General features: G+C 36.7%; 20 protein-coding genes. 2 read left to right on the top strand and 18 right to left on the bottom strand.

Features of this window, described 5'->3' with window-relative positions; translation table 11 throughout:
• Nucleotides 1-91 precede the first annotated feature (91 nt).
• From F938_RS00110 to aph(3'')-Ib, 4 genes are all read right to left on the bottom strand, one after another.
• Nucleotides 92-628, bottom strand: coding sequence for a replication initiation protein (locus tag F938_RS00110; RefSeq protein WP_005028403.1), 537 nt, complete (start codon nucleotides 626-628; stop codon nucleotides 92-94).
• 585 nt (nucleotides 629-1,213) lie between these two features.
• Nucleotides 1,214-2,743 (bottom strand): MobA/MobL family protein, encoded by a 1,530-nt coding sequence (locus F938_RS00105; RefSeq protein WP_010591596.1) that lies wholly within the window; start codon nucleotides 2,741-2,743, stop codon nucleotides 1,214-1,216.
• The gene (locus F938_RS00100; protein WP_000480968.1) at nucleotides 2,662-3,498 is read right to left on the bottom strand and encodes an aminoglycoside O-phosphotransferase APH(6)-Id; all 837 of its coding nucleotides are present in this window, start codon (nucleotides 3,496-3,498) and stop codon (nucleotides 2,662-2,664) included. The genes F938_RS00105 and F938_RS00100 overlap by 82 nt, the downstream gene beginning before the upstream one ends.
• Nucleotides 3,498-4,301: an aminoglycoside O-phosphotransferase APH(3'')-Ib gene (gene aph(3'')-Ib, locus F938_RS00095; RefSeq protein ID WP_001082319.1), complete on the bottom strand. Its 804-nt coding sequence runs from the start codon at nucleotides 4,299-4,301 to the stop codon at nucleotides 3,498-3,500. Before aph(3'')-Ib ends, F938_RS00100 begins: the two co-directional genes overlap by 1 nt.
• A gap of 232 nt (nucleotides 4,302-4,533) precedes the next feature.
• Here aph(3'')-Ib and F938_RS00090 point away from each other — a divergent pair, with 232 nt between their 5' ends.
• Entirely contained in the window at nucleotides 4,534-4,818 is a 285-nt protein-coding gene (locus F938_RS00090; RefSeq protein WP_034619196.1) for a hypothetical protein, read from the top strand.
• On the opposite strand, the gene F938_RS00085 is transcribed toward F938_RS00090, so the two are convergent.
• The 8 genes from F938_RS00085 to F938_RS00045 form a co-directional block, all read right to left on the bottom strand.
• Nucleotides 4,819-5,049: a hypothetical protein gene (locus F938_RS00085; RefSeq protein ID WP_005028396.1), complete on the bottom strand. Its 231-nt coding sequence runs from the start codon at nucleotides 5,047-5,049 to the stop codon at nucleotides 4,819-4,821.
• The gene (locus F938_RS00080) at nucleotides 5,046-5,525 is read right to left on the bottom strand and encodes a RepB family plasmid replication initiator protein (protein ID WP_005267630.1); all 480 of its coding nucleotides are present in this window, start codon (nucleotides 5,523-5,525) and stop codon (nucleotides 5,046-5,048) included. Before F938_RS00080 ends, F938_RS00085 begins: the two co-directional genes overlap by 4 nt.
• A gap of 87 nt (nucleotides 5,526-5,612) precedes the next feature.
• Nucleotides 5,613-6,745 (bottom strand): IS3-like element ISAba14 family transposase gene (locus tag F938_RS23470; RefSeq protein ID WP_223155595.1). Its coding sequence is split into 2 segments (ribosomal slippage): nucleotides 5,613-6,493 and nucleotides 6,493-6,745, totalling 1,134 coding nucleotides; the frame shifts between segments, so codons are not numbered across the junction.
• 49 nt (nucleotides 6,746-6,794) lie between these two features.
• Complete coding sequence (locus F938_RS00065; RefSeq protein WP_005028393.1) at nucleotides 6,795-7,730, bottom strand: hypothetical protein; 936 nt, start codon at nucleotides 7,728-7,730, stop codon at nucleotides 6,795-6,797.
• A 15-nt stretch (nucleotides 7,731-7,745) separates the two neighbouring features.
• Nucleotides 7,746-8,525, bottom strand: coding sequence for a M48 family metallopeptidase (locus F938_RS00060; RefSeq protein ID WP_005005756.1), 780 nt, complete (start codon nucleotides 8,523-8,525; stop codon nucleotides 7,746-7,748).
• Nucleotides 8,518-9,006: a hypothetical protein gene (locus F938_RS00055; protein WP_005005757.1), complete on the bottom strand. Its 489-nt coding sequence runs from the start codon at nucleotides 9,004-9,006 to the stop codon at nucleotides 8,518-8,520. Before F938_RS00055 ends, F938_RS00060 begins: the two co-directional genes overlap by 8 nt.
• Before the next feature lie 9 nt (nucleotides 9,007-9,015).
• Nucleotides 9,016-9,525 carry a hypothetical protein gene (locus tag F938_RS00050; RefSeq protein ID WP_005005759.1) on the bottom strand — a complete coding sequence of 170 codons (510 nt, stop codon included), beginning with the start codon at nucleotides 9,523-9,525 and terminating at the stop codon, nucleotides 9,016-9,018.
• Nucleotides 9,526-9,530: 5 nt separating this feature from the next.
• Nucleotides 9,531-9,953 (bottom strand): hypothetical protein, encoded by a 423-nt coding sequence (locus tag F938_RS00045; RefSeq protein ID WP_005005760.1) that lies wholly within the window; start codon nucleotides 9,951-9,953, stop codon nucleotides 9,531-9,533.
• Between the two features lie 164 nt (nucleotides 9,954-10,117).
• Between F938_RS00045 and F938_RS00040 the strand changes: the two genes are divergently transcribed.
• On the top strand, nucleotides 10,118-10,771 hold the full coding sequence (locus tag F938_RS00040) for a hypothetical protein (protein ID WP_005005764.1): 654 nt from the start codon (nucleotides 10,118-10,120) through the stop codon (nucleotides 10,769-10,771).
• A gap of 65 nt (nucleotides 10,772-10,836) precedes the next feature.
• On the opposite strand, the gene F938_RS00035 is transcribed toward F938_RS00040, so the two are convergent.
• The 6 genes from F938_RS00035 to F938_RS00005 all read right to left on the bottom strand — a co-directional run bounded on the left by F938_RS00035 (nucleotide 10,837) and on the right by F938_RS00005 (nucleotide 17,173).
• On the bottom strand, nucleotides 10,837-11,349 hold the full coding sequence (locus tag F938_RS00035; RefSeq protein ID WP_005005767.1) for a hypothetical protein: 513 nt from the start codon (nucleotides 11,347-11,349) through the stop codon (nucleotides 10,837-10,839).
• 7 nt (nucleotides 11,350-11,356) lie between these two features.
• On the bottom strand, nucleotides 11,357-12,487 hold the full coding sequence (locus tag F938_RS00030) for a hypothetical protein (RefSeq protein WP_005005771.1): 1,131 nt from the start codon (nucleotides 12,485-12,487) through the stop codon (nucleotides 11,357-11,359).
• Nucleotides 12,488-13,172: 685 nt separating this feature from the next.
• Complete coding sequence (locus F938_RS00020) at nucleotides 13,173-14,018, bottom strand: hypothetical protein (RefSeq protein ID WP_024160863.1); 846 nt, start codon at nucleotides 14,016-14,018, stop codon at nucleotides 13,173-13,175.
• A 125-nt stretch (nucleotides 14,019-14,143) separates the two neighbouring features.
• Nucleotides 14,144-14,746 carry a hypothetical protein gene (locus tag F938_RS00015; protein ID WP_005005776.1) on the bottom strand — a complete coding sequence of 201 codons (603 nt, stop codon included), beginning with the start codon at nucleotides 14,744-14,746 and terminating at the stop codon, nucleotides 14,144-14,146.
• Nucleotides 14,739-16,529: a hypothetical protein gene (locus F938_RS00010; RefSeq protein WP_005005779.1), complete on the bottom strand. Its 1,791-nt coding sequence runs from the start codon at nucleotides 16,527-16,529 to the stop codon at nucleotides 14,739-14,741. Before F938_RS00010 ends, F938_RS00015 begins: the two co-directional genes overlap by 8 nt.
• Nucleotides 16,530-16,696: 167 nt before the next feature.
• Complete coding sequence (locus tag F938_RS00005) at nucleotides 16,697-17,173, bottom strand: hypothetical protein (RefSeq protein WP_005005780.1); 477 nt, start codon at nucleotides 17,171-17,173, stop codon at nucleotides 16,697-16,699.
• Nucleotides 17,174-17,468: the final 295 nt, after the last annotated feature.

The following is a 17,468-nucleotide window of genomic DNA, read 5'->3' as shown; positions in this document are numbered from 1 at the left end:
GCCATAAAATACTCCATATATTGATGTTTATAACATCATTTGAGGAGCAGAATATCACTTATAGGAGTTGTTCAAATTTACGGATCCATCTCTAAGCACCACTAAAACCTTTGCAGTCTGAAAGAAAATACTGTGTGAAATGACTTTTCAGATCACTCAAATAAGGCATCATATCTTCATGGAAAACAATTCGTGCCACGACATTATCATCGCTATTTACAACGATTGGCAGGCTATCTAAAAGATTATGCAGTCTAAGTGCATTAATAAATTCTTCGTCATTCTTGGCATCAGGATATTGCTTTTTTAAGCGTTCAAAAGTTTCGCTTTTAAAGTGCAATACATTGTGAAGCCAATGCGTTTCCAAGTCACCAATAGGTGTTTCTATTATTACTGTTCTTTTGATTAAATCACTACAAGCAGAACGAATCTCACGAGCCACATTCTTAGGTTCTACCCCCAGCTTAATAAAGTCCTCTTTGGTCACATAGTAAGGCGTTTTATGGTCGATAGGTTCATTCTTGGGCATTTTGGATATAGCGCAGTAAATTAAGCGCAATTCATTTGTGGTAAGTCGGTAAGAAGCTCTGATCAGCTTATTGTCCATCACGATTAAATCACTATTCACTTTTATACATTACCTTATAATTATGACATAGTTTTATATTGTCATACTATGACAAGTTTGTAAATGTCATAAAAGTGCGTCAATCTGTCATAGTTAGTGCGTCAATCTGTCATAGTTGTGCGTCAATCTGTCATAGTTGTGCGTCAATCTGTCATAGTTACCCCCGTCAAAGCCACGTAGAGCAAGGCATAGCGAGGAGCTAAAAATATTTAAAAATATTAAAAAATATTAAAAAAAGAAAAAATTTAAAAAAACCTGTGGATAACTGCCCTATGTACTCGCTTTGCTCGTACTTTTTGACCTCGCTTTGCTCGGTCGTGGGGGCAGTTATTTTCTAATCCTGTTTGTGACTTCAAAAAGCAAAAGCGACTATGGATTCGCTTCGCTCATAGTTTTTTCACTCGCTTCGCTCGGTCTAGGTGCTAATGTCTGCATGGAAATATGAGTTTTCTAGGATTCAAGGCACTTAAAAACGGTTTTTCAGGGAGTCTAGGCGCAACTTTTCGTTGTGTCGCTCGTAGACACTCGCTAATAAAATATTGATATTGTTTAAATATTCTTAATTAAAAGACAAAAAGGATAGATTTAACGACCCTTATCGTTGTCTTGTTCTAAAGATTTTTTAATGTTGATAGCTGAATTACGCTCATTGAGTTCTATCTCAAACGCTTTGATCTTCTGATATGCGTTTTTATCAAGCTGGTACATTTGAGCATCTGCTTTTTTCCAATGTTCATGTGTAACACCAAGATTTTTTATTCTCTGATAATCGGTTTTCAGGTTGTCATACTGGGCTTTGATACCATTGTCATGTTTATGGACTAAATCATCTAATTCTTTTGTCCATGCCTTGATTTTAAAGGGGTTGAATGGCTTATTTTCTTTATGGGTTTCTATCTGATTGAGTAAATTTTTACTCAATTCCATGTATTCACCCATTTTTTGTTTGATGTTTTCTAGTTCCTGATGGTGGATTTTTTCAGCTAAAGCGCGAACTTTAGTTTCAAAAAGACGAACAGCAATTTTTTTATCACTTATCGAAGTGTCTTGAACAATAGGGCTAGATTGCGCTGATTTGCGCTCTAAGCGATTTTCTTGAGGTTTTGGTGGTTCTGTACGTATTTTTGCTTCCGTGGCTGTATGAGCTTGTTTTGTGGCTCTAATCTCGGCTTCATGCTGATCTTTTGCTTTTTGAGTCCGTTCCAGTTGCTTTAAACCATCTAAAACCTTTTTGGATAGGACAATTTCTTGCTCTAATCCTTTTAAAATCTGCTGTTTTTCAGCGTTTCTAGCCTTGATTGCATTATTTTCTAGGGCAATGATCGGCATGATGATTTTTGGATTTCGTTCTTCAACTGGTTTTAATTGTTCACGCTCATATTTACGCTTCATGGCTGTAACTGCGCTTCCTTCATGCAAGGTAGCTTCTAAATCAATTCCTCGGTCTGCATAGCTGCGGTGATCTATACGGGCATCAAAGTTATTTTTTTCTAGGTAGTGATTTGCAAGATCGGCAAAGTCTTTACGCCAAGCTGCAACCGTTTCGGATGATTTCTCTTTGTTGAAATCACGAAATTTATTTTTAGAAAACTCGCCTGTGTCTTTGTCTAGCTGTCGGCTCGTAAACAGAATATGAGCATGATAGTTTCGTTCATCACTTCCACCCCTTGTATGCGGGGCATGAATGACAGCATCAACGATGACGTTATGACGCTCTACAATCTTTTTGCATAAATCATCTAGGAGCTGTTGGCGTTGTTCTGCGTTTAGCTCTTGGGGAAAGGCAATTTCAAACTCTCTTGCTAGGACTGAGTTTTTACGGTTTTCAACTTTTTCAACGATGTTCCAAAGGCTTTGACGGTCTAAAAGTTCTGCTTTTGCATTGTCAGGGGCATAGATTTTTTTAAACTCTACGCCTGTTTTTCTTGGGGTCGTTTGCGGGAGAGGGCGAAATCCTACGCTAAGGCTTTGGCCAACGATATTCTCCGGTAAGATTGATGTGTTCCCAGGGGATAGGAGAAGTCGCTTGATATCTAGTATGACGTCTGTCGCACCTGCTTGATCGCGGCCGCGATAGCTAGATCGCGTTGCTCCTCTTCTCCATCCGCGTTCCAAGCTGCGGAAAGGCACCCATAAGCGTACGCCTGGTCGAGCAGGCGACGCGGATCGACGTCCAGCGCACGAGAGAATGCGTCCGCCATCTGTGCAATGCGTCTAGGATCGAGACAAAGGTCGTCTCTGTCAGCCGGATCGTAGAACATATTGGCGGCGCCAAAGCCCACTTCACCGACCAGACCGACGGGATCTATCACCAGCCAGCCGCGACTGGAGAACATGATGTTTTCATGATGCAGATCGCCATGTAGCCCACGCAGTTCCGAGGCATTGCTCATCATTTGATCGGCTATAATCGCCGCGTGGACGTAGTCAGTTTGACAACCTGCGTTTTGATCATCGCGCGCCCGCTGAAACAAAGCTGCAAAGCGATCCCGGATCGGGAGAAGGGCAGAAGGCAGGGGTTCCTCAGATGCGGCATACAGCTTCGCCATTAGTTCCGCTGCAATTTCGGTCGCCTGGTAGTCGCCGTGCTCGGCAACGATGTGAGAGAGCATTCGCTCCCCGGCATATTCGAGCAACATCAGATTGTTCTCACGACCGAGCAACCGGACTGCTCCCCTCCCATTGCGCCATACCAGATAGTCGGCCCCGCGCAGTTCATCAGCAATGTCTTCTATAGGTTTCAATCCCTTGACGATTGCAGGAGTCCCGTCTGGCAATGAAACTTTCCAAACGAGGCTGGAAAAGGTGTCCGCAATGAGAACAGGTTGCGAAACGTGCCAATGAGCAGGAAAAACAGGCGGCATGAACATCAACCCCAAGTCAGAGGGTCCAATCGCAGATAGAAGGCAAGGCGTTCGCGGTCGGGGGCTTCGATCCCCAATACATTGAATAGGACAGCGAAGGCGCGCTCTGCTTCATCTGGCGCTGCCCAGTTCTCTTCGGCGTTAGCAATCATGAGTGCCAAATCGGCATAGCGATCTGCTGTTCCGAGCCGCCCAAGGTCGATCAGACCCGTGCATTGAAGAGTTTTAGGGTCCACCATGAAGTTCGGCATGCAGGGATCACCATGGCAAACAACCATATCGGTGCGCTCTTGGTCGAGCCGCACCGGTAGCTCTCGTTCGACACGAGCCAAAAGATCGAGCTGCGGCGTACTCTTGTCCTCGTCCGGTAAGAAGTCGGGATTGACGGCATTGCGGGACACCACATCAACGGCGCGTCCGAACATTCGCGACAGCCTGCGCTCAAACGGACATTGATCAACCGATAGGCTGTGAACAGCGCCAAGTTGCTGCCCCATTGACGGCCACGCTTTGAGCAAATCCGCTCCAGACAGATCAGCCGCCGGTACTCCCGGAATTGCCGTTATCACCAAGCATGCACCCTCCTGTTCCTCCTGCCAGTTGATCACCTCGGGGCAAGCCACACCTCGACCTTTGAGCCAAATGAGGCGGTCACGCTCTCCAGCGAGCTCACCGCGGCGGGAAGCAGGTGCGATTTTCGCGAAGGCATGCCCGTCACCACGTCGAAAAACAAAATCACCAGATTCTCCGCCTCTGACAGGCAACCAGTCAGAATGCGATTCACCAAAAAAAATATTAGTTCGATTCAATGGAGGTTCCTTCAGTTTTCTGATGAAGCGCGGAGGTGGCTCATTTGTCTTTTCTCAACAACAACAAAATAATTTTATGGGGTAAAGGGGTATCCCCTTTCGGACTTCCAAACTTAATGAAATTAGTTTGGTAAAGTGCGCCATTCTGGAAAACCATTATAGCTTAGGAAGGCATTGAATCTCAATGGCAGGTATCCTATGCTTGAATGGTTTTTTAGGTATGGGAATTACAATGACAAATGAATCTTTAGAACAGAGAATTGCTAAGCAGGAAGAACGCTTAAAGCAACAGGAAGAACGCTTAAAGCAGCTTAAAGCTCAAAAGCAGGCTAAAGACGCTCGTGAAAAGGCAAAACAGAAAGAACAAGATCGAAAAAACGATACCAGACGTAAAATTTTACTGGGTTCTTACTTGCTCAAGAAAATGGAAGATGAAGCAGAGAAACAAAAAATACTCGCTGGCATCAACGAGTATTTAACAGAAGATCGGGATAGAAAATTATTTAATCTGCCATAATTAATTTTGTATTGTTTTTAGCATATTGATAGCAAAGGTTACTTTGCTTTCAATATCTTTAAGCACTGTTTTATGATCATTGAAATCATCAAAATGTTTAATCTCAACATCAATAATAGAGCTTAAATATCCAGTCAATATCTTTGCTTTTACTTCATTACTCTGATTGAAAATAACATCATTGAATTTGGCAACTTCTTCATCAAAATTAAAATTATCTAACTCAATCATGGTTTAAATCCTAGTTTTTTTAAATATGGAAGAAGCTGTGGTTGTTGGTCAGGATCTCGAAGCATTGTTTTAAGCCTTAATGCTAAATCTTTGTAGCTTTCACCCTCTCTAGCTAAATAACTTAATTCAGAAAGTTCTGATAATTGATTACCAAAACTATCAACCTGAGCATCAGACAGTTTAAGGAAGTTATTTTTCTGTTCTTCAAACATATCAATTGTGTCAGGGCATCTTAATTGCTCTTTTTCTGCATTTTTCTTCTTAAATTTTAGCTCAAGACTATGAAATTTATTGCCCTTTTTAATTAGCTCATATTTAACCGTATAAGGGGATTTTTCATTAATTTCAGTACATGCAGCATCAATCACACGCCTTTTTAAATCAGCAGCATTTGAATATAGACTTTCTAAAGAAAGTATTTTACGCAATTCTTTAAGGGGAATGTTGCAATAACCTGTCGACTTAAATTGCATCATTAATTGATATATTCGGAAGCTATAAGAGAGGTGGTCCCACTTGTTTGAACAACTAAAAGCGTATTTATAAGTGATATTCCGCTCTAGTTAAGCCACCTTGTTTTGTTGGGGTAGCTGATCATAGTAAAACTCATTTGGTGTCATTTTGTCTAGACTCGAATGAGGTCGTTTCAAATTATAAAACTCAAAATATGCACTTAATTGCTTTTTCGCATCTGTGACACTGCTATAAGCTTTGAGATACACCTCTTCATATTTAACGCTCCGCCATAATCGTTCAACCATCACATTATCTACCCATCGACCTTTACCATCCATACTGATTTGAATGCCATTTGATTTCAATACATCAATAAATGCATCACTGGTAAACTGGCTGCCTTGGTCTGTATTAAATATTTCAGGTCGACCATATTTTTCAATCGCTTCATTTAAAGCCGAAATACAAAAATCCACCTCCATACTAATCGATACCCTATGCGCAAGTACCTTGCGGCTATGCCAATCAATCACAGCACATAAATAAACAAAGCCTTTTGCCATAGGGATATACGTTATATCAGTAGACCACACTTGATTACTGCGCTGAATAGCCAACCCTTTGAGCAGATATGGATATTTACGGTGAGCTTGATTAGCCTGGCTTAAATTTGGTTTGCAATATAACGCCTGAATACCCATTTTCTTCATTAAAGTACGTGTATGACGTCGTCCTATATGATGCCCTTGACGATTCAACAAATCACGCATCATACGACTGCCTGCAAAAGGATATTGCATATGTAATTCATCAATACATCGCATCAGCTTCAGATCTGATGCACTCACAGGTTTTGGGCGATAGTAATAACAACCACGGGAGACTTTCAGCAGCTTAGCTTGCTTAGATACTGAAATCTGAAGTGAGTCGTCGATTAACTTTTGTGGTTGAAGCGGCCCAGTTTCTTCAACACACCTTCTAAAAAATCAATTTCTAATGCCTGCTCACCGATTTTTGCATGTAGTTTTTTTAGATCGATGGGTGGTTCTGTTGGAGCTTTTGATTGATCGAAAGCTTGCGAGGAAGCTGAGATCAATTGATTTTTCCAGTCAATAATTTGGTTTTGATGAACATCAAACTCAGCACTCAATTCAGCAAGTGTTTTTTCTGCTTTAATCGCAGCAAGTGCTACCTTAGCTTTAAAATCATTTGAATGATTTCTTCTTGGTCTACGTGCCATAAAATACTCCATATATTGATGTTTATAACATCATTTGAGGAGCAGAATATCACTTATAGGAGTTGTTCAAATTTACGGATCCATCTCTCTCTCGTACACTTAGAAGATAAGCATCTGGATTCGTTTTTAATTCTTTATCTAACATTATTAGCTTATTCAACATATCTTGGTTTGTCGTCTTGGGAATGATCCAACCGCCAAAACTAATATTGTTTAATTTGATGTTAGGTAGTGGATCTTGTCTATTTTGTTCCAGTAACCAAAGATAGTTTTCACTACAAACAAATAAGACTTTTAATTCCTGATCAATGCGCCGTAAATCACAATATCTGAATAGGTTTACGTTACCTGGTGCTTCAGCATTGATAATTGGTTTTTTTCTTGTTTTTTCACCATGTAACTTAAAGTATTTAACACAACTTTCAATGTCACTTTTTAAATTGATTGGTGCAGTTTCTATTGGTGCCTCTGATAATTGTTCTTCAGCATATTCAAAATAGATCCAACATACATCTTGGTCTTTTAGCTTTTCAAAAAGCCAATCTGGAACGTCATGCAATTTTTGTTTTAGTACAAATGGTTTTCCTACATTCGTAATCTTGACGCTTCTTTTCTTGTACGTGTCCAGCTCCCCTATCTTCTTCACGCCACTTTTATATAAATAACGGTTTTTGAGAACTACTTTACTCTTTTTTACCTCTTTTTCAGGTTTAGGATCAGTACTGGATTTTTCAGGCTCAACATTCAAACAAAAGTAATCTATTCCTTTGGTAAACAATTGAAACTTCCCCTCCTTTTCAATTAAGGCAAAATTCCCTCTGATTTCAGCACCTACTATATCTTTAGATATTAGAAATCGATCATCAACGGTTTGTTCATTTAAGAGCAGTAAAGCCGATTTAAAATCTACTTTGTGTTCTGGTATTACAACATAACCGTGGTCAAACAACTTTTTGCTCACTCGGATAACTGTGTAAATATCCATAACCAGCTCCTTATATTATTTCCTGTAATTTTGGTTGATGTATTCTTGGATCGCTACAATTCTTTTTTCTGAAGTAGGATGCGTTGATAAGAAATCAATTTTAGTGCCCTGTTTTTCTTGGGCTACTACTTTATTCCAAAAGCTGACTGCGCCCTGTGGGTTGTAACCAGCACGAACCATAATATCAACACCTAGAAGATCCGCTTCACTTTCAAGTTTGCGCGAACCAGGTAAGTTAACCCCATAATCGCCTAGTAAACTTGTGCCAGATACAACCATGTCACCAAGACCAGCCGAACTAGCTGCAAGCACACCTAAACCAGTTAAAAGCTTTTTACTTACCTTTTCACGCCCATGATCACGTAAAGCATGTGCAATTTCGTGGCCGATCAGTGCAGCCAATTCATCATCAGTTGCATTAATTTTTGTGATAGAACCAGTCAACACACCGATCTTGCCTCCAGATAGACAAAACGCGTTGATTTCATTATCTCGGATTGTATTAACTTCCCAATTCCAATTTGCTGCGTCAGCTCGATAATGTGGAACTTGTGCGATAAGACGTTTTGCTACTCTATTTACTTGAGCGTTATTCACAATCAATCCACGCTGTTTAGCAGTCGTGATGATGTTGTTGTAAGACTGAGTACTTTGCTGAAGATATTCTTTTTCAGAATACAACATGATTTGTTTGCGTTTAGAACCCATTCCATCAATAGTACTAGATACGCAACCAGTTAAAAGAGATCCGGCAACAGCCAAAACACACAAAGATTTCATCTTAAAATCAAACATTTTGTTTTCCTTTATGTTTAAAAACATTTAACAAGTTAAAACTGCGCTTATTAAGCTTGTTTTTATCTTCCAAATCAGTAATACATTTAAACTCTTTTAAGATGTTTTTGTAATGCTCTTTTTGTTCATTTTCTGACTTATTAAAACCTTTCAAAGCTAACTGTTCAATAGTTTTAGGGCTGAATAATTTCAGAAGAACTATATTTAATATTAAAGTACCAGCCAGTAAGCCCAACGCATAAAGCTGAACAACTGAAGTACTGTATTTAGGTTCCATCGGACCAAGTGAACCAAAGCATATAAAGCTAAATACAGATAAAGTAACTGCAGCTATAAAACTAGATACCGTAACTCTAATCTTGAACTTATATCGTGCAATTAAAGCGACAATTAAAAAACCAAAAAGTATGGTACCAATTGCCGTAGCCATTATGACTAAAAAGAGCCCAGGGTTTGTGTTTGATGGATCTAACATTTCCATAGAATATCCTTAAATAAAACCCTTGCTTTCTAATAGGGTGAAACGATCTTTAAACAGTACAAAGAATGTTTTTTTAACGCTTTCGTACTGGTGTTTGATAATGTCTAAAGCACTATCATATGCACCTAGTTTCACGTAATTAACAAAATTGGCATGATCAAAACCTTTAAGTTTGTGACGTTTAATAAAGCCCTTAAAGTCTTGCTCTTTTTCTTTAAATTGATTCTCAAATTCAAAGAAAAGTTTGCCTAATTTCATGCTGTATAGTTTTAAATTGACAATAAATTCGACTAAAGGTGTTTCATTTCCTCTAATCGTAACCAGCATGTCTTTATCTTTTGTGATTTCGAGCGATGGTAAAAAATTAGAAAAATTAACCAGTAGATCACTTAATAAAACTTGTTTATTAAAGTATGTGACCAAAACAGGTGCGCTATCTGGCACATACGCTTTGATACGTTCAAATTTACTTAAAGCTTCTGGAGAAGCATGACCACTAAGGGCTAATTTCACTAACATATAATTCACTCGACATCTAATTCATTTTTTAAAACCAATTTGTATTTTGGATGAACCCCAAGTCTAAGTTGAAGTAATGTCCACGCTTGCTTTGTTATTAACTTTTCGCCACTTTCAAACTTTGACCACTGTATATTGTTGTACAATCCTGTGTGACTAGACATTTTGGTTTTACTTAAACCACTCCAGACTCTTAGTTGTTTTCCTAAGACTGGTATTGGAACCAGCATTAAACCATTGTCCTCTTGTTCCTTTAAAATCTTTAAAGCTGCCTTTTTACCTACTAATTGACCGCCATCTTCACAAATATAAGTAATACGAGCTGTATATTGTTCAGAGTTTAAGCACTCTTCTAACAATGCTAGAACTTCATCCTGAGGATTCGTTAAACCCCCTCCAACCGTATCGCCTGTATCAGTTTTAATCACGAGTTATACCTTTTAAGATAGATATTCTTATAGTATATACGAAAAACATTTAAAAGATTTTTTTAAAAAAACAAAATGTTCATTTTTTGTATTTTAGCTAAAACCACTTATAATATGATTATTGGTATTAACCAAAGTTTAAAACATATTGAAAGGTGTTTAAAATGACTAACTCTAAAACTAACGCTAAAACCAAAGAGAACCGCTTAAACCAAAATGGCAGTTTAAGCAAAACCGACCAACGCAAGCTTAAACCTATTTCTTTTTGCTTATTAGATACAGAACAAGTGACAATGCTGGAGAAAATTGAAAAGTTTCAATATGGCAATTTCTTTAAAAACATTATAGCTTCTATGACTGATGAAGAAGTTGAACAGATCGCGAATAGCAACAAGAAAAGCGATCCAATCATTCCTCAAAAATTACTAGATCTAAACATCACAAAAGGTTTCTTATCTTGTCGTTCAATTGCAAAGGTGCTTTTTAAACACAATAAAGTTGAATCTATGCTGCATGAGCTACGTAACTTTATCTCTGACGAATTCATTTTAAAGTTAGCTGAAGACCGCAACTTAACACTATCTATAAGCGACTCAGAAGTCGATTCTAATACCTCTTCAGGTATGTTTGATGATCGCTATGCGATGGCTGATACTGGCTATAAGAGCCGTACAACACCTGTTTTCAATCAGCAAAATATTGAATCTATAAAATCCATTGTTCGTGAACATGAGAAGCTTCCAAAACATGTCGAATTAGACAATGATTTCATTGAACAGTTTATGAATGACAATCCTGAAGTATTCGCAAAATTATAAAAACACAAACAAAAAAAACCATCTAATTTTTAGATGGTTTTTTTATGTCTTAATTATTTCTAGAATCAGCTATAAAGCTTCGCTGGCTCGTCTGCAACTGGTATCACTGGCTGTACTTCTTGCATAAGAATTTTAGTCACTTCATCCAGTGGTGCAATGTTGGAAGGTAAAAACTCTATTGCTTCAGGAAATTGTGATTTAAGGTAAGCATCTATGGCTTTGTGAATAGCTCGGTACCATTCTCGCGATTCGCTCTCTAAATTAAACATGCTTGAAATTGAAGCTTCTAGATCCGCAATATATTTACTTGGTAGTAAAGCTTTACGCTCCATATAAGCTTGATGTGCCATAGCAAGCCAGATAAAGCGATTTAATTCCTTACTACTTCCCTCTACGCTATTATCTTTAAAGTTCAACGTTCTAAATTTGCAAATGTGAAAATGTTGCTCACTAAAATATTTAAAGAAATCTTCATACTCAATTACAGAAATGGATTTTTGTAGCACCAATGGTATATCTAATGCGAGATCCACTTCGACTTTACGTGTACCAATGCCATTTTTAATAACAAATTTCATATTCACCTCAAAATAAATTAAATTGTTTAAAGGTGTCTTTATCATTAAAAGTAACCAGGTGATGCGATTCAATTAACGATTTAAGGTCCTTAGCCTGAGCAACTGGCTGTATTTCAATGCTGGCGATTTGTGCAGCTTCATGAATTAACCCTATGATTTGAGCACGGCTTTCTAAATATGCAGATAGATCGCGAGTTTCTTTGAATGAAGAAATGACAAAGTTAATATTCTTTTCTAAATTCTCACTCAAACTGCTTAGTGTTTGGTTAATTGGTGCATACTTTTCTATATGCTCTAAGACTGTTGCATGATCTAGAAAAAAACTAACTTCCAGCAATAATGAATTGTAAAAATCAATAAAGTTCGTTTCTTTTTCAAAGATGAAAATTTCTTGGCCATCTTCGTCATTAGGTATCTCAATTGAACCTTTTGAGATCTCAAAACTTTCATCCCCCAACAATGTATGCAGAATTCGGCCTAAGTGTTCTGCATGTGGTTTGCTGTTAGTAAAGTTGATTTTCAAGTTTTCATTTGAATCAGCAATACGGACTAAAATATAGTTTGTTGTGTGAAATAATTCATCTGCATTGTCAGTAAAATTTAACATTGAAATCTGATTATCTGTTCCAGCATCAGAATCAAGTTGCTTATCCAAAAATTCATGGTTATCAATAAAAAGCTTAGCTACACCGTTTGTAATAATGCTTTCGTATTCACCAAAGTTTTGTGCAAGGTATTCGCTCATTAAATTTGGCAGAACTTCTAATAAACTTTTTTTAAGATCCGATAATTCAATAGCAGAATTGAATAACGAATCTGGCACAAGGTTCTCTACCTCTTCATCAAGTGCTTCATCGTTTGGTGACAACCCTTTTTGCTGTGCAATTGCATTACGGAAGGAAGCCATAATTGAGATTGTCAAAATTGAAAGTGTTACCGTTTTAACCCATTCACTTTTCACATCGTTAGGCACGTAAAAAGCGCAATTACTAACCCACTGGTGGTTATGATTAAGAATCCGCTTTAAAGGGGTTTTAGTGGCTGGAAAAATTTCAAAGACAGTATTTAAGATTGGGTTTTTACCCAATTTGATGCTTTTATTATTACCGTAAAAATAGATGCTGCGAATATCAGACATAATATACTTTCTTAAACTTAACGTTGGTTACATATTATCACTGATTTAGTTTTAAAAAATATTTTTTAAAACTATTAATTTTATTTTTTTGTGTTTTAATTCTGCCCTTGTTCACTGCTTTTAAAACCCAAAAAAACAGGTAACTTTTGCTTAGGCTACGGTGGGAACTTGGTATTACAGTGTTATTTGGTAGCTAAAAAATTAAACATTGATAAACTATTGATAGTAAAAGAGATAAGGAATAGATAGATTTCTTTGCGTGTAGGGATATACTTTTCATCAAACATTTTGTTTATCGCATACAGAAGTGAAGAAAAACATAAAATGAATATGATGATTTGCAATATATATGATGGAGTATTGAGGGTTTCTGGTAGATATTTAATCTTGTATATCGTTGTATTTAAAAACATTTCAAACACAAAGAATACAACTACAAAGATGTAGCAAATATTGAAAATGGCAACTAAGTTGTATGCCGATTTGAGTACCAGGCCTGTCATCGATTGTTCACTTGAATCAATCTCACCCGTTTTTGGAATTTTAAAAAGCACAACGCATTCCAGTTTTAAGAGTGTATCTATTATACTTTTAGAATACCTTTTATCAACTATAAAACTTTGTTATTAAAATAAAAAAATGGCCTTTTAAGACCATTTTAAAACACCCTACCCTCCTTTTAAGACTAGCCGTTGTGCTTATCTTTAGAATCACGGTAAGTAGAGATATGGTAGAAGAAAAAGCACGATAAAAGTGAGAAAAGCACCACCCCGAACGTGTTCCAAAATCTGCTATTTGATAGTTCAGAAATACGTTTATTGATTTCTGAGATAACACATGGATTCGCTTTTGCAACTTCAACATTTACATTGCAGACTTCAGCATATTGGAATAGGAATGTTTTATGGCCAATATCATACATTTCTTGGATCTGGTTAATATTGGTCGTATTCAGAAGAACCATAACAAGAGAGATCAGTGCTACAAATATAGAGATAACAAGAAAGCACTTCACAATGATTTCACGAGCCACATCATCAACACCACTTAAATATCTTTCGAGCAATATATTTAGCTTAGTTCGACCATCAAGGATAATGTTATAGTCATGTTTTACTTCATTATTTCCTGTATGGTTTTGATTTGTTGGTTCAACAGGAATGTCAGATAATTCGGCTGGTAAAGTGACTGCAATTACATCTTTTTGTTCTTCAGGTGCTAAACTTTTATTGCTGCTGTTTGATACAAAATCTTTTAATAAGGGTACTGGCTCACTTTTAAGGTGTTCTGTTTTTACAACCTCGTGAGCCGACTCATTTGCATCGAATAAGATCTTGTCTGTTCTTTCTGGATGCTTGAGATGTATATATTGATAAATAAAATAATTGATCTTTTGCTGTAAGACCGGGCTTTTATCAACTTCACTTTCCACATCTGCACCAAAAGTCTCAGTTATAGATGATTTTAATTCTTGTACTTCGGATTGATTCAGCAATTGATATAGTTCATATATTGTTTTAGAACTGATCATGATAAAACCCACATTAATATTCATTAAACTGTTAGTAGTATATAGAATGTGGTTTTAAAATAAATAGGTATGTTTTAAGAATAAAAAAAACCGCCTTTTAAGGACGGTTTTAAAAGGGGGTTTAATTAGTATAAACAGTTGCCGTTTGCACCAATAGAGCGTCCATTCTGGCTTAAATACCGTTGTACGGTGTTAGCAACATCTCTTGGGAGTTGATTATTCACTTTTTGTATAACATCGACTTTGTATTTATTCTGACAACTCACAATACCAGCCAACATGTTATTGATCAGTGATGTATTGTCTTTACCATCCAATTTACGTGTTTCTTCGTTTATCACTATGAATTGAACAATATTTAGATAGTTATTCGTGAGGTTGTCACCACTTTTTGATGACTTGTTTAGATTCTCAATGGTCGAATTCAAGTTATTCATTCGTGCTTCAAGGCCAGAATCACCAGTGACATTTGCATTATTGTTTTGGTAACGCGTAGCTGTGGTGTTCCGATTAGAATTATATTGTCTTTGCTGTATCGGCTGTTGCTGAACCTGAACTGGTGCTTGCTGTTGAATTTGACCAGGTGCTTGCTGTTGTTGAGCTGGCACTTGCTGAGTTGAATCTTCATTTGAAGTTGCTTTTTTATACCAATCACTAAAATCGGCATTTGCACTACTACTCAATATAGTAGCCGTAAAAATTGCACATAAATAAAGTTTATTATTCATTGTCTGAACTCTCTTTACCGTTGTAGTTCGCTGGACTAATAGCTTTTAAACTGAACTCATTTGCAAGTTTCCACAACCGCATAAATGTCTTTTGCTTTTCTTGTACCCAATAGTCCTTATCTTTTTTTAGAAGATTCTTTAATACATCTGAGTTCAAGTGGAAATTATCATCAAAAAAATGTTCAAACAGGAGTTCTGTTAAATAGTTTTGAGTTAACGTTTTTTTATTTTCATTACCCGTACCAAAGAATATTTGGCAAAGCTTTGTGCTTTCACACACGAGATCTATGTATTTTTTCTCGTCTGCATTTCGCTGGTGGCGCAAATGAGGATGTGTAATAAAAATAGAATTACGTATGAAAGCATAATCAATAATTACAGTAGCTTCCGTTTTCTTTGAAATGTACTCAGCGTTTGTAAGAATTTCACAAGTGGTAACATCAACTTTGTCGCGAATATTAATGAATTCGCTTGAGAAAGTAGATGCACTTTTGTTTTCGATCTCAACTTTCTTATCACGATTTCTCAGATAAAGTAAATTATCTGCTTGCTTCATATCGTTTAGGAATCTTTCAAAGAAGTGATTACTTTTATATAGATCTTCTAGAGCTCGCGTAACATAAGACGCAACCAAATTAAGATTTTTAGCTAAATATGATGGTCCATTCTTAGTTGTATAAGCAGCTAAACGATCCTTAACAAGTTCTATTACTTTTTCAGGTTCACCATTATTCAATCGAATTGCTGAAGTGAAGAGCGCATTACTGATTTTAAGCTCATTGCCCTGTTCATCCTGAACCTTTGCACACATTTCATTTAATGTATTAAGCGCTTTACGATAGTTGGACTTCAACTGAATCTGAAAACGATAATTGCAAAAATTGTCACGATCTGGTGTACGCTTATTGCATGGTTCATACTTAACAGAAATAAATAATTCAATAGATGGATTGTTATTCAGTCTTTCTAATGAAACAAGAAGTCGTTTACGGTAAAAATCACTTGCTTTGTATTTAAATTCTACTGAAAACTCGGTTAATGCTTTGAAGTCAATGTAAGGAATAACCACTTCGCCACGAAACTCATTGATCTTCATCAAGTTATACATATAAAGATCAAAACGGTCCTTAAATCCAAGAACCGTTAAAGTGTCGAGAACTGTGTAGCGCCCCTTTTTATCAAAATCTAATTCAGATAGATTGGCAATCAACGTTTCTTCAAGCTGATAGCAAATAAACGCATTGTTATCTAATTCAAAATAGCCCGTACTGGCAAACATTCTTTTATGAGTTACGCTGTCTACGTCATTTCTTGAAAATGGTTCGCTGTCCATTTGGCGTAAAGAGCTCATTGGTAGCATCACTTTACCAACACTATTTAGCGTATTCCATGCCAAAGATTTGATACGGCCATTGCTAAGGTAATTAGCTTTATTTTTGAATAAAAGAATTTGACGGATGTATTCAAAATTCAGAACAAAGTTGTTCGCTAGTTGTAATGCTTCAATTTGGGATAATTCAGGTTTTTCAGCGATAACGCGCTGCAGCTGATGTGCATACTTATTTTTGGCATTCACCAACATTAAGTAAAAAATGAATTGATCAACAACTGGAATATCTAGATAACATTCGACTATGAAATTACTGATTTTGTTGCCGTAACCCAAGAGATCCATGGTTTTTGTTTCGGCATTAATAATTGAGTCTTTGATTGACTGCGATAGTCCAAAAATTTCATCTTCTGAAATTCCTTTACTTATGCAGACTTGTGAAGAATCTTGCATAACTGCTCCACTTTAGACAACGTACAACGTACATTGCCTGAGATTGAATTAAAAAATAAAAATAAAAATATATTTGCAACCCAACTAACGTTGTAGTCTTTTCGCTTTAAAGCTGTGTATATACTAACTAAATTTTAGACAATAAAAAAGCCTCGTCAGAGGCTTAATTACGCAATTAACATTATTTGTTGACCGATCTGCGGTAACTCTAGTTTAGAAGTAGTGAACCTGTATGGTAGCTTCTCATATATGCTTTTAAAACTAAGAGAATTTCTAAAAAAATCAAAGCTTTTAGTGAGTTTAAAAGTAATATCGCCACTTGATAAGATTTGAATTTCGTCAATCATAGGTGCTGCAGCTTGCTTCGCATCTGTATCAATCATAAATGATAAATCACAAGCTTCACGCATGATCTGGTTGATAGTTTTCTTATTAAAATCTAGACCTGTAACGTGGTTAACTTTTTCAGCTGATACAACGTATCTACCGTCTTCTGCAGAATAAAATGCATTTAAATTATCAACTAGAATAAGCAATTCGGCAGATAAAACACCTTTTAGCAAAATATCAGACGAGCCAGAGCTAAACACATTGAAGTCAATGAGTATTTTTTGATGTCTAAGACTAAATGATTGATATTGCATATCTCGAATTCCCATAGGCATTCTGAGTAGACATTATAGCATCAATTCGTTAATTAGACTACGATTAAAAGCATTTTTAACAGTAATTTCTTAATAAATAAGACTATGAAAAACAGTGCCTTATATGAGTAATATTCACAATTACAATGTAAGTTAACCAATGTAATACTTGATCAAATAAATATGTGCTCAAGATAGGCACCCAGCGAAACTTTTTTATAAATGGTTTGTAAACTTTCTTCCGTCCTAATGACGTAAGTTATTGTTTTATAGTGGTGCCAAAATACGAGCGAAA

The organism is Acinetobacter bereziniae LMG 1003 = CIP 70.12, from assembly GCF_000368925.1.
GTDB classification, from domain to species: Bacteria; Pseudomonadota; Gammaproteobacteria; order Pseudomonadales; family Moraxellaceae; genus Acinetobacter; species Acinetobacter bereziniae.
The sequence above is the reverse complement of the archived record's forward strand: the minus strand, read 5'-3'. Positions and strand labels throughout refer to the sequence as shown.